This is a genomic window from Nitrospirae bacterium CG2_30_53_67, from assembly GCA_001873285.1.
Taxonomy (GTDB): Bacteria; CG2-30-53-67; CG2-30-53-67; order CG2-30-53-67; family CG2-30-53-67; genus CG2-30-53-67.
On record MNYV01000132.1, the window covers coordinates 1 to 12,765 of the forward strand.

At 54.4% G+C, this 12,765-nt stretch carries 11 protein-coding genes and 1 pseudogene; 9 read left to right on the forward strand and 3 right to left on the reverse strand.

All coding sequences use genetic code 11. From position 1 onward, the window contains the following. Window positions 1-152: pseudogene (locus AUK29_08300) on the reverse strand (transposase). 269 nt (window positions 153-421) lie between these two features. Here AUK29_08300 and AUK29_08305 point away from each other — a divergent pair. From AUK29_08305 to AUK29_08325, 5 genes are all read left to right on the forward strand, one after another. Beyond that, complete coding sequence (locus AUK29_08305) at window positions 422-718, forward strand: hypothetical protein (protein ID OIP62492.1); 297 nt, start codon at window positions 422-424, stop codon at window positions 716-718. A 28-nt stretch (window positions 719-746) separates the two neighbouring features. Further along, window positions 747-1,652 carry a hypothetical protein gene (locus AUK29_08310; GenBank protein ID OIP62493.1) on the forward strand — a complete coding sequence of 302 codons (906 nt, stop codon included), beginning with the start codon at window positions 747-749 and terminating at the stop codon, window positions 1,650-1,652. A gap of 402 nt (window positions 1,653-2,054) precedes the next feature. After that, a complete protein-coding gene (locus AUK29_08315) occupies window positions 2,055-2,504 on the forward strand; it encodes a hypothetical protein (GenBank protein ID OIP62494.1) in 450 nt (149 codons plus the stop codon). Window positions 2,505-3,111: 607 nt separating this feature from the next. After that, window positions 3,112-3,486, forward strand: coding sequence for a 6-carboxytetrahydropterin synthase QueD (locus tag AUK29_08320; GenBank protein ID OIP62495.1), 375 nt, complete (start codon window positions 3,112-3,114; stop codon window positions 3,484-3,486). Continuing rightward, window positions 3,455-4,195, forward strand: a complete 741-nt coding sequence (locus AUK29_08325; protein ID OIP62496.1) for a 7-cyano-7-deazaguanine synthase QueC — start codon at window positions 3,455-3,457, stop codon at window positions 4,193-4,195. The genes AUK29_08320 and AUK29_08325 overlap by 32 nt, the downstream gene beginning before the upstream one ends. On the opposite strand, the gene AUK29_08330 is transcribed toward AUK29_08325, so the two are convergent. After that, entirely contained in the window at window positions 4,192-4,542 is a 351-nt protein-coding gene (locus tag AUK29_08330) for a hypothetical protein (protein ID OIP62497.1), read from the reverse strand. The two genes, AUK29_08325 and AUK29_08330, sit on opposite strands and share 4 nt — an antisense overlap. 288 nt (window positions 4,543-4,830) lie before the next feature. Here AUK29_08330 and AUK29_08335 point away from each other — a divergent pair, with 288 nt between their 5' ends. The 4 genes from AUK29_08335 to AUK29_08350 all read left to right on the forward strand — a co-directional run bounded on the left by AUK29_08335 (window position 4,831) and on the right by AUK29_08350 (window position 10,475). Beyond that, on the forward strand, window positions 4,831-7,455 hold the full coding sequence (locus AUK29_08335) for a valine--tRNA ligase (GenBank protein ID OIP62501.1): 2,625 nt from the start codon (window positions 4,831-4,833) through the stop codon (window positions 7,453-7,455). 189 nt (window positions 7,456-7,644) lie between these two features. Further along, entirely contained in the window at window positions 7,645-8,499 is an 855-nt protein-coding gene (locus AUK29_08340) for a nicotinate-nucleotide diphosphorylase (carboxylating) (protein ID OIP62502.1), read from the forward strand. 181 nt (window positions 8,500-8,680) lie between these two features. After that, the gene (locus tag AUK29_08345) at window positions 8,681-9,658 is read left to right on the forward strand and encodes a biotin--[acetyl-CoA-carboxylase] ligase (protein ID OIP62498.1); all 978 of its coding nucleotides are present in this window, start codon (window positions 8,681-8,683) and stop codon (window positions 9,656-9,658) included. Window positions 9,659-9,683: 25 nt separating this feature from the next. Next, window positions 9,684-10,475 (forward strand): hypothetical protein, encoded by a 792-nt coding sequence (locus tag AUK29_08350; GenBank protein OIP62499.1) that lies wholly within the window; start codon window positions 9,684-9,686, stop codon window positions 10,473-10,475. Here the strand turns inward: AUK29_08350 and AUK29_08355 are convergent. After that, entirely contained in the window at window positions 10,470-12,458 is a 1,989-nt protein-coding gene (locus AUK29_08355) for a hypothetical protein (GenBank protein OIP62500.1), read from the reverse strand. The genes AUK29_08350 and AUK29_08355 overlap by 6 nt on opposite strands. Window positions 12,459-12,765: the final 307 nt, after the last annotated feature.

Consider the following 12,765-nt stretch of genomic DNA (forward strand, 5'->3'; position numbering starts at 1 on the left):
ACCCCTAATTCCTGCTTCCAGCGTCCCAGAACGTTGGGATGTATTCCCAAATTCCGGGCGGCCTCAGATACTTGATACCCTTGTTCCGTTACCAGCTTTACTGCTTCTTCTTTGAATTCTTTTGAATGCTTACGTCTTCTTTGCTTGCTCATGGGACACCTCCTGAGTTATTAATAATACACTCTTAAGAAAGTGTCCAGAAATACTCTACCACCTCACCCTCACCCCACGTGGGGGAGATGGAACGTTTGAGAAGGGCAGACCCAGGTAAAAACCATCCAAAGTCTCCGGGATATTTGATATCTCGGAACCGCCGATAGATCAGGCTGTTCTATCGGCGGTTTTTTATTTAAGAGCTCTCATGGTAGAAAGAAACTGCGGTTGACACATTGATCCTGTTCGCGTTATAAGATTCATCACGATGACCCGATCATTGAGCATTTTGACCCCCAATCCTGTATTGCCGGCCGCGGATGTTTTGATCTATACGATAGGTCATGGGAACTGGTCTCTTGAGGATTTTCTTGCGCTTCTCAATGAATTCGGCATCCAATATCTTGTGGATGTTCGGTCACTGCCGGGTTCACGCAAGCATCCGCTGTTCCATATCGTTGCATCTGGTAAACTGATGGAGCATCATCTCAGTACCTTGGCACGGAAACAAGGAGACAGTTTGGTCTATGACCTGCAGTCACAGAAACAACTTGAATTTGAATGAGAAAGCAAAGTTATGAAATGGGAATAAGATGATCCGGATCGGGACCTGTTCGTGGACGGAGAAGAGCATGATACAGAGCGGCGGGTTTTATCCCGGTGAGGCCCGTTCGGCTGAAGAACGGCTCCGGTACTACGCCGGTAAGTTCAATACCGTGGAAGTGGATTCCAGCTACTATGCGATCCCTTCAGTGAAGAACGTCCAACTCTGGGCGGAACGCACCCCGGAAAATTTTCTGTTCCATATCAAGGCCTATGGCGCGCTTACCGGGCATGGCATTGATCCCAAGAACCTCCCCGGAGATCTGGCGGATCTGCTCCCTGCACAGGAAAAGAACAAGCAATACATCTACATCAAGGAGCCGGACCTTCTGAGGATCGTCGCCTGGAAATTCATAGAGACCTTGACCCCCCTGATCGAGTCAGGGAAACTCGGCCTGATCGTGTTTCAGTACCCGCCCTGGTTTCGGCACACCTCTGAGAGTTTCGAGTACATTTTGACCTGTAAGGAAATGGTCAAGGGGCTCCGGCTGGCCGTGGAGTTCCGGCACGGAAGCTGGCTTGCGCCGGGGAAGGCTGAAACCATGTTCCGTTTCCTGCAGGAGCACGGAATCACTTATATCTCAGCGGATGAGCCTCAATACGGCTCACTGGCCACGATCCCATTTCTTCCAGAGGTAACCTCGGAACTCGCTTACTTCAGACTGCATGGGAGGAACAAAGGAAACTGGCTGAAGAAAGGGATCGAAACGTCTCTTAAATACGATTACTTTTATTCCGATGATGAGTTGAGGAGCTTCATCCCCGAGATCCGGAATGCCTCCAAACGGGCCAGGCAGACATTCGTCATGTTCAACAACTGCCATGGGGCCTCTGCGTTCAAGAATGCCTTGCGGCTCGGGGAATTGCTGAGTGAATCATCACACGGGGACGGATAGGGTCCCCTCATTCCCAACAACAGAGATAGAAAATAGCTCTTCCGGTAAATCCCCATCCCCTTGCGGCCTATGGCTCGGGTCCAACTGCTCATAGAGGAGGGGGCGTGGGGGAGGGGTAACCTTAAGGGTAAAAACGATTCACCCTCACCCTGCCCCTCTCCCATCAAGGGAGAAGGAACAATTTTAGAATTTCTATATCGGGATTCGGGTCATTTGACAAATCAGGGGGGATCGGGGTAAAGTTCGACATGATACGGAATAATAAATAGATAAGGAGGGATGATGATGGAGAATCAGATTATCTGGAAAACCGATCTGAAAGAGGCCCTGAAGACAAGCAGGAAGGAAAACAAACCGCTTCTGATTGATTTTTTCAACCCGGGTTGAAGCGGGTGTCAGAAGATGGGTGCAGTTACGTACCCAAGTCAGGATGTGGTTGATTTTGTGAATGCCAATTTTATCCCGCTCAAGTTCGACAGCGCCAGGGATCAGAAAAGATTTAATGAATTCAATGCCCAGTGGACACCCACGATTATTATTTATGATCAGAATCAGAAAGAGCATCACCGTACCACGGGTTATCTCTCGCCGGAAACCTTCCTGAGCGAGATGAGGCTGGGGCTTGCCAAGATGGAATATGACCTGAAGCGTTATAACGAGGCCCTTCAGGCGTACAAACAGGTCATTCAGGCCTATCCGGAGACAGCGGCTGCGCCCGAGGCACTCTATTTCTCGGGTGTATGCAACTATATGGCCACGCACGATCCGTCGCATCTCAAGGAGACATTCACGGCATTGAAAGAAAAATATCCCAGGAGCGATTGGACGCGGAAGGCCGAGGTCTGGTCGTAATTGCATTTAGGCACCCCCCCGGCTCTGCCGGGGGACCCTTAGAGTTTGGCCATTCCGGGAGTATGCAGTTATTAATAGTCTCGAAATAGAATAGACATGGTTCATGAAATCTCCCCTTGCCACTCTTTTCCAAAGAGGGGGAGATTCCTCCCTTTGACAAAGGGAGGTTGGGAGGGATTTTCCATATGATGTCGTTTCTATTATGAGAACCTTAATAACCGAAATGCTTTACCCCTAACTCCCCCTTGCCCCCTCTTAGAATAAGAGGGGGAACCTCCCCTTGTAGTAAGGGGAGGAGAGGAGGGGTTAAGGGAGGGTGTTTTTAACCGTTTGCGAATAGGCCCCTTTGAGGGGCCGGCAAACGTCAAGCCTCCGGTTTTGCCGGAGGTTGATGACTCGTGCTGTCTTAGTGGCCCTATTCGTAAATACGGTGGCATTCGAGCGCCGTAGGGCTGTCGGATCAAAGTTCCGCTCCTTGCGACGTACCACAGAGGGCACGCCTCAGTCGCGCGCCTTGATGAAACCGCCCTACGGCTCTCTCGGTGCGTCACCATATTTACGAACAGGACCACTTAGTGTCCTGGGATAAAATCAAAAGGAGATTCATGTGTACGAGCTGACGGTAACCGGACGGTTCTCGGCCGCCCATCAGTTGAGAAACTATAAAGGCAAATGCGAGAACCTGCACGGCCACAACTGGAAGGTAGAGGCGACCGTTACGGCAGCGGACTTAAATGAGATCGGTCTGGGCATGGATTTCAAGGATATCAAGCATGCGCTTAACGATATTCTGAATGAGTTGGATCATCTTCATTTGAATGATCTTCCCATGTTTCAAACCGAAAACCCCTCCTCCGAAGTCATCGCCCGGTGGATTTTTGAACGTCTCTCCGAACATTTGGACAGTAAGCGTGTGCAGGTTGCCCGGGTGACCGTCTGGGAGTCGGACGATGCCTGCGCGACCTATATTCCGGAGCCATGAGTTGGCTGCTTCCTCTCAGATCATCCTCCTCTCCGGCGGCCTGGATTCGGTGGTGAATCTCGTGATGGCCCGTGAAAAAGGGACGGTCCTTTCCTGCCTGACCTTTGATTACGGTCAGCGCTCATCCGCCCGAGAGATCACGGCCTGCCAAAGGGTTTGCGCACAGTTCTCCCTCCCGCACCGCGTGATTTCACTTCCCTGGATGCAGGAGATCGCTTCTTCTTCTCTGATTCGGGGAAGAGGGGAGGTTCCTCGCTTGAGCAGGGAGGATCTGTCCGACGCGGAAAGAACCAAGGAGACCGCCCGCTCCGTCTGGGTCGCAAACCGGAACGGGGTTTTCATCAATATCGCCGCGGCCGTTGCCGAATCCCTGGGCGCCTCTCTGATGGTGACGGGGTTCAACCGGGAGGAAGCGGAGACCTTCCCCGACAATTCAAAGGCCTTTCTAAATGCGGTCAATGCATCCCTTGCCTATTCCACCCTCAATCAGGTTCGAGTCATCAGTTATACGCCGGAGATGGATAAAACAGAGGTCGTTCTGGCCGGGCTCAAATACCATGTTCCCTTTGAAGAGATCTGGAGCTGTTACCACGGCGGTGAAAAGATGTGCGGTGCATGCGAGTCATGCCGGAGGCTGAAACGGGCTGTTTCGGGGACCGATGCGGAAGTCCGGCTGAGGGATCGCTTTTTCAGTGAGGGGGGTTCTTAAGTTTGTTCTTCGATGGAATATCCAACCTTGATCAACTTCAGGAAGGTGCGGTCGAATTCATTGATATCGGAGGAGAGAGGAGGATCTTCATCCGCTTCCTTGTCCTCGTCGTCCTCGATCTCTTCGATATTCTGGAATGAGGGTGCGGGCTGTTCGGAGGAGGCTTCTTCTTCAGTGGTATCCGATCTGTCAAAACGAGTGAAGGCGGCGAGGAGGATGTCCACCTTATATCCTTCTTCCTCGATCTGGTTGAGCGCCTCCTGGATCAAGTCATTATCAATATAGGCCTGGTTGATGGCCCATATCAGATGTTCAGCAAGGACCTTAATGCGATGATCTCGATCCATGTTTATGCCTCTCCTCAGATGTTTTCGCCATCTTCTATCTAAAATCAAGGGCTTTGTCAAGCTTTTTTGTTATTTTTTTTTGACTTTTCGCATCATGCCGGAACCGGCCGGACCGTGAGCGGACAACGCCCTTGGCAGGTTTTCGTAAACCTTGACACCATCTTGTCATACAGGTATAGTACCGTCACTTATTTGAAAAACCTTTTGAAGAAAAAGAATCTGAAATAGCATGGATAGATAAGGATAAGATCTGTGTCAGGGGAAAAAAACCACAGGATACTTCAGGAAATGGATAAGGTATATGATCCGAAGATCACCGAGGAAAAATGGTACAACTTTTGGGTCGAGAAAGGTTTTTTTCGCGGCGGTTTGGATCCGAAACGCCCCTTCTTCTCGATTGTTATTCCGCCTCCCAACATCACCGGCTCCCTTCATATGGGTCATGCCCTGAACAATACCCTTCAGGATATCCTGGTCCGGTGGAAGCGGATGCAGGGGTACAATACCCTATGGATGCCGGGGACCGATCATGCCGGGATCGCCACGCAGAACGTGGTGGAGCGCGATCTCGGGAGGGAAGGGAAGACCCGCCACGATCTGGGGAGGGACGCCTTTGTGGACCGGGTCTGGCAGTGGCGCGAGGAGTACGGCGGGGTGATCATCAATCAGCTCAAACGGCTCGGCGCCTCCTGTGACTGGGAACGGGAACGGTTTACCATGGACCAGGGGCTTTCCCGTGCTGTCCGGGAGGTTTTTGTCCGTCTGTACGAAGAGAAGCTGATCTATCGGGACAACTATATCATCAACTGGTGCCCTCGGTGTCATACGGCCCTCTCCGACCTGGAGGTGGAGCATGAAGAACTGGCCGGGAAGCTTTATTACATCCGCTATCCTATAGCCGGCTCTGAGGAGGTCCTGGTTGTGGCCACCACACGGCCCGAGACCCTGCTGGGGGATACGGCCCTGGCCGTGAATCCGGAGGACGACCGCTACAGGGAATATGTCGGCAGAAAGGGCATCCTCCCTGTGATCGGGCGTGAACTGCCGGTCATCGCTGATCCGTATGTGGACAGGGCCTTCGGGACCGGCGTGGTCAAGATCACTCCGGGGCATGATCCCAACGACTTCGAGGTGGGACGACGCCACGGACTCGAACAGATCAGCGTCATGGACAAGGATGCCAGGATGAATGAGGAGGCAGGGCCGTACGCCGGTCTTGACCGGTCTGAATGCAGGGCCCGCCTGCTCAAGGACCTTACGGACCTTGGGCTGATAGAAAAGATCGAGGAATACCGTCACGCCATCGGGCGCTGCTATCGGTGCAAGACCGTGGTGGAGCCGATGCTTTCGCTGCAATGGTTTGTCCGGATGAAGGATCTGGCCGAGCCTGCCATCCTTGCGGTGGAGCAGGGGAAGACCCGGTTCATCCCGCAGGGGTGGGAGAAGACATATTTCGAATGGATGCGCAACATCCGGGACTGGTGTATCTCACGGCAGATCTGGTGGGGGCACCGGATCCCGGCGTGGTACTGCGGGGAATGTTCGGGGATCACCGTCAGCAGAGAGGACCCGGACCGGTGCGCGCATTGCGGAAGCAGGAAAATCGAGCAGGAGACCGACGTCCTGGATACCTGGTTCTCCTCGGCCCTCTGGCCCTTCTCCACCCTCGGCTGGCCCGACCGGACCCCTGAGCTTGAACATTATTATCCGACCTCTGTCCTGATTACCGGGTTCGATATCATCTTTTTCTGGGTTGCCCGCATGCTGATGATGGGCCTGAAGTTCATGGGAGAGGTCCCATTCCGAGAGGTCTATATCCATGCGCTGGTCCGCGATGCAGAGGGGCAGAAGATGTCCAAATCCAAGGGGAACGTGATCGATCCCCTGACCATGATCGCCCAGTACGGGACCGATGCCTTCCGTTTCACGCTTGCGGCCTTCGCCGCCCAGGGGCGGGATATCCGGCTCTCCGAGGAGCGGATCCAGGGGTACAGGAATTTCACCAACAAGATCTGGAACGCCGCCCGGTTTGCCCTGATGCATCTCAAGGAAATCCCCGAGAAGACCGAAGCCGCTCCGCTCGAACTCTCGGACCGATGGATCCTGAGTCGGCTCAACCGGACCGCCAAAGAAGTCCTGGATGCCCTAAATGCATACCAGTTTAATGAAGCGGCGTCCTCCCTGTATCAGTTCTTCTGGCATGAGCTGTGCGACTGGTACCTGGAGCTGATCAAGGAACGGTTGTATGGGAAAGACCCTGCAAAGAAACTGACGGCCCAAAACATGCTTCAAAAGGTCATGGATGAAAGCCTTCGGCTCCTTCACCCCTTCATGCCTTTTCTCACCGAGGAGATCTATCAGCACCTTCCCCGGCACGGCGTGAGTATCATGATCACTTCCTACCCGAAGTTTGACCCCGGTCGGAATGATCAGGCCTCGGAGGATGAGATGTCCATGATCATGGAGGCGATCAACTTGATCCGAAACGTCCGCGGGGAGATGAATATTTCGCCGGGAAAGGGTTTGCATGCCCTGATCCGGTTGAGGGATTCGAAGGCTGGAGAGGTTTTGCGCCGGCATCTGATCTATCTGCTTTTCATGAGCCGGTGCGATACCATAGAGATCGGGCAGGATCTGGTACGACCGCCATCCTCCGCCACGTCGGTGAGCGACCGGATGGAGGTTTTTGTCCCGCTCAAAGGGGTGATAGATCTGGATGAGGAGCGCGCCCGGCTGATGAAGAACCTCAAAAAGGTCCAGGACGAGCTCTCTTCGGTCAATAAAAAACTGGCCAACGATTCTTTCATGGAAAAAGCCCCTGCAGAGGTCGTGGAGAAGGAACGGAAAAGGGGAGAGGAACTCCACGCCAAGGAGAAAAAAATCCAGGCGGGGCTTTCCGCCCTCACTTCCTGACTGAGACACATATGATGGACTCGTAAAAAGTCCCAAGGATGGACGGCATAGCAAAAAGCTTCGGATGCAAGGCGCGCGAGTCCTGAGGAATGAGGCGTACTAAGAGGTACGCTGCAATGACGAAGGATGAAGCGGAACGCAGCAGACGGACTTTTTACTATGCCGTCATATATGAAAGACCAGCCGATCATGTTTACGGATACCAAGGTCAAAAAGCTCATTCGAGAGAGTGTGGAAGAGGATCTGGGCCGGATGGATATGACCACGGACGCGGTCGTGCATCAAGGGATGACCGCCTCGGCCGAGATCCTATCCTGCGAGGATCTGGTTCTCGCCGGGATCGAGGCGGCCAGGGAGGTCTTCCTGTATATAGATTCAAGCCTGACTTTTGTCTCACGGTTCTCCGACGGCGAACCGGTGCGCAAAGGAGAAAAGATCGCCGGGATCAGCGGCGATGCGGCCGCGATCCTGAAGGCGGAGCGTGTGGCCCTGAATTTTTTGCAGCACCTCTCCGGCGTGGCCACGATCACCTCCGCCTTTGTGAAGCAGATCTCGGGTCTTCCGGTTAAGATCATGGATACAAGGAAGACCCTTCCTGGACTCCGGCTCCTGGAAAAATATGCCGTCAGGATGGGGGGAGGGACCAACCATCGCATGGGCCTCTATGACGCCGTGCTCATCAAGGACAACCACATCGCCGTGGCCGGAGGGATTGCCGCCGCGGTCATGCGTGTCCGTGAACGGTTCCCCGGGATCCGACCGGTCGAGGTGGAGGTGACCGACCTCCAGGAGGCCCGGGAGGCCGTCGAGGTTCAGGCGGATGTGATCATGCTCGACAACATGGACATCCCGATGATGCAGGCCGCGGTCGAACTGATCCGAAAGAGGGCCGAGGTCGAGGCCTCCGGAAACATCCGTCTGGAGAATGTCCGTGAAACGGCCATGACCGGCGTGGATCGGATTTCGGTGGGGGCGCTGACCCATTCGGTTCGTGCCGTGGATATCTCGCTGGAAATAAAATTCAGATCCTCTCAAAAAGAATGAGTGAAAACATGAGGGGTCAAGGGGTCAAGGGTTCCAGTGTTTTTCTCTGGAGATTTTGCTTGTCTTGCAGTATTTCACTTGACCCCTTGACCCCTGGAACCCTCGAACCCTTTTTTACCCACTAAATGGGAAAGGAACCAAATTTGCAGGAACAGTTGAAGGGAATCAGGAGATAAAAGCAATGGAAAATTTGCTGAGCCTGCTGCGCAAGGAGGCCGGCAGGGTGGTCTCCGGCGCCCTCCTGAGCCGGGCCCTTGGGGTATCCAGGACCGCCGTCTGGAAACGGGTGAACCGGCTTCGGGAAATGGGTTATGAGATCGCATCCTCGCCTTCTTCAGGCTACCGGTTTATCTCTGCTCCGGATCTCCTGCTTCCTGAAGAGATCCGGTATGGACTGAAGGCCGGAACATTCACCGGAAAGATTCACTATCTGGAGCGCACCGAATCCACTCAGACAATCGCCAGAGACATGGCGAGGCAAGGCGCATCCGAGGGGACCCTCATTGTGGCGGATGCGCAGAGCCGAGGCAAGGGGAGGCTCGGCCGGTCATGGGTCTCCCCGCCCAAGTGCAATCTCTATTTTTCAATGATACTCAAACCGGACGTCCCCCCCGCCTGGATCCCTCAGATCACCCTGGTGTCGGCGGCTTCCCTCTGCGAATCATTGATCAAAGAGACCGGACTCCCCGTGAGGATCCGATGGCCCAATGATCTCTGGATCGGTGAGAAAAAAGCCGGCGGGATACTGACCGAGATGTCAGCGGACATGGATCAGGTTAATTACGTGGTCCTGGGGGCCGGCATCAACGTGAATATGACCAGGGACGACATCCCCGCTGATTTGCAGGAGACCGCCACATCCCTGTTCCTGGAGGCGGGCCGAACGTTCAGCCGGGTGGCCCTGTTCCGGAGGTTTCTCCAAGGCCTGGAGAGAGATTACGCCGTTTTTTGCAAGCACGGTTTCATCCCCTTTCGGGAACGTTGGACTGCATTGTCCATGACCATCGGCCGTCAGGTGCGTGTGGGCATGCCCCAAAGGGAGATACAAGGATTGGCCCTGGAGATCGGCGAACAGGGGCGCCTCAGGATACGCAGGGAGGATGGCACGATAGAAGAGGTGGTCTCCGGGGATGTGACCGTAATGGAGAAGGGCAGGTAAGAATTTTTCACTTCGGAGAAATCCTATGCTTTTAGCCATGGATATCGGGAATACCCAGACGGTGCTGGGACTTTTTTCCGGAACGGATCTGATCCGGGACTGGAGGATTCGAACCATTCCGGATGGAACCGCCGACGAGTACGGGACCCTGATCCGTGACCTCTGCAGCAAGGAGATAGGCCGGGATCAGGGATTGACCGGGATGGCTGTGGCCAGCGTGGTTCCTTCATTGGACGGCGTCGTGAGAGATATGGCGCAATCCTATTTCAATCTGAGGCCTCTCTTTGTGACGGCGGAAAACCTTCCAGGGCTCCCGGTCCGGTACCAGCGGCCCGGGGACGTAGGCGCCGACCGGGTGGTCAATGCCGTGGCCGCACTTGAAGAACACTCTCCTCCATTGATCATCGTGGATTTCGGAACGGCCATCACCTTCGATGTGATCAATGAGAAAGGGGAATATGTGGGCGGGGCCATCTCGCCCGGCATCGGGATCTCCATGAAGGCCCTCTTTGAGAAGGCGGCGAAACTCCAGTCCGTGGATCTGGTTCTTCCCCCGTCCCCTGTGGGGGGCAGTACGGTAGAGAGCATTCAGTCCGGTCTTCTCTACGGATTTGCAAGCCTTGTCGAGGGGATGGTGAAGAGAATCGAGCAAACCATGACGGGGCATCCACGGATCATTGCCACGGGGGGGTATGCCGCCCTGATGGCGAATGTCTACCCTAAGTTCGATGCGGTGGACATGAATTTGACTCTCAAGGGGCTTTGCATCGCCTATCGCCGGATTCACGATATGAGGGATGGAAATCCTGCATTATAATCTAACAGCGAGGCTTGCCGCGCTCCTGAGGGCATTCCCGGCATTGCCTGGCCTCACGGCCTCGCCGATGACATAAACATCCGGGATCTTCTCCCGAAGGGGATGGAGCAGAGGGGCATCTGAAACGGCCCCGGCAGCGATGATGATGGTATCGGCCCTGACCGGAGAGAGCTTTCCTTCCTTGTCCCGGACCTGGAGGAGCCCGCACTCCACGCATACGGCCTCAAATCCGGTGAGGATGGTGACCTGTTTTTCCTTGAGGCGGGTCAGGAGGTCCTCCCTCGGGATATCCTTCATGGCGGGAAGGAGGGTCTCCTGCATTTCCACCACGGTCACCTCCCGGCCTGGGGTGGTGATCCTGTCCGCGGTCTCACAACCGATATCGCCGCCCCCGATGATGGCCACGCGTTTTCCCACGTACGGGTTTTCCTTGTAATATTCCCGGTAATCGTAAACAAAGGGGAAATTGATTTTTGGGATATCAGGGATCCTGGGTCTCGATCCTGTAGCCAGGATCACGGCATCCGGCGATCCGGAGAGGACCTCATCAACCCCCGCCTGGGTCTCCAGATGAACCGTTATCCTGTATTTTCTGATCATGGTATTGAGATATTTCAGGAGTTTCGCATTCTCTTCTTTGAACGGGGCACGGTCTGCATAGAGAAACTGCCCGCCCAGTTCCTTTTCTTTTTCAAAGAGGATAACCCTGTGCCCTCTTTCAGCACAGAGGATCGCAGCCTGCATGCCTGCCGGACCGCCCCCCACGATGACCACCTTCTTTTTCATGGGCGGAGGGGTCATGACCAGGGCTGCCTCCTGTCCGGCAAAGGGGTTGACGGTGCAGCTCCGTCCAAGTCCCGGGACCCCGTCCTGGGCGCAGTCTTCGAGACAGTAGATGCAGAACCGGATCTCCTCCGTGTTTCCCGACTGGGCCTTCTCAGGGAGGAAAGGATCGGCCAGCAGGGCCCGGACCATGCCGACAAAATCCGCTTTTCCCTCCATCAGGATCCGATCGGCCAGATCCGGCGTGTTGATCTTGCCGATGGCTGCGACCGGAATCAGGACTTCCTCCTTGATTCCCGCAGCCAAATCCAAAAGCGGTGCAGGGGGTGAGGAGTGCGGCGGGATGGTCTTATATTTTGTCTTCTTGTTGCCGCCGCTGGCCACGATCAAATCGGCCCCTGAGGCCTCGGCCATACGAGCGATCTGCCGGCCATCATTTAGGGTCAGTCCGCCTGCAGTAAACTCGTTGCAGACCAGTTTAACCATGACCGGAAAATCGGAGCCGGCGTTTTGCTTGATTTTTCTGATCAGACCGGTGAGAAAACGTGCTCGGTTCTCAAGGGTCCCTCCGAATTCGTCGTTTCTCTGGTTGGTGAGCGGAGAGAGGAGTTGGGCAATAAAATCGCCGTAGCTCGCCTGGAGATCCACGCCGTCGTATCCGATCTCCCGGGCCTTTGCCGCACCTTCCGCCATTCTATCCATGATCCCGTATATCTCTTCCGTATTCACAAAGTTGATGCACGGCCGGACCCATAGGTTCCCCTTGGGTTCGGCGCCCGAGACCTTATCATTAAAAACCTGTTCGTGCGGGTAGCTCAGGTGCATGAAGGCTCGGGTACCGTATGGCCGGATCTCTTTGAGAAGGCTCCGGATCCCCTCAACAAATGAAGGCTCATCCATGCGGAGTTCATTTTTCCCTTTGTACGCTGCCGGGTAGTCGAGGCACGGGCAGTCGAGCACGATCAGGGCCGCGCCGCCTTTGGCCCGCGCCTTGTAAAAGGCGATCATCCGTTCGTTCACCCGGCTCTCCGTTGCGTACTTGGTGGGATAAAGCGGCATGAGGATCCGGTTCTTGAGACTCAGGGAACCGATCCTGCCAGGCTGAAAAAGATGGGTGTAATTCATGCTCAACATTCCCTTCCATTGACGTCCGGTACTGTAGCCCCATTCCATGGGAAATGCAAATCGGTAAAAGATCATTAAATGAGGTTCATCTCCAAAAGCGTGGGTGAAAACATCAGGGGTCAAGGGGTCAAGGATTCCAGGGGTCAAGTGAAGTGCTAAAAACATAAGGGGCCGAGGGTCATAGGGTTCAAGGGTTCCAGTGTTTTTCTCTGGAAATTTTGCTTGCGTTCTTGTACTCGGTTTACCGGTATCAGTATTTCACTTGACCCCTTGAACCCTGGAATCCTTGATAATCATATAAAGGGCTCTATCGTATATTTCAAGTAAAATTATTTCAGGGAAAAAGAGACACCTCCCTTTCTATAGCAGAAACTGCTATAGT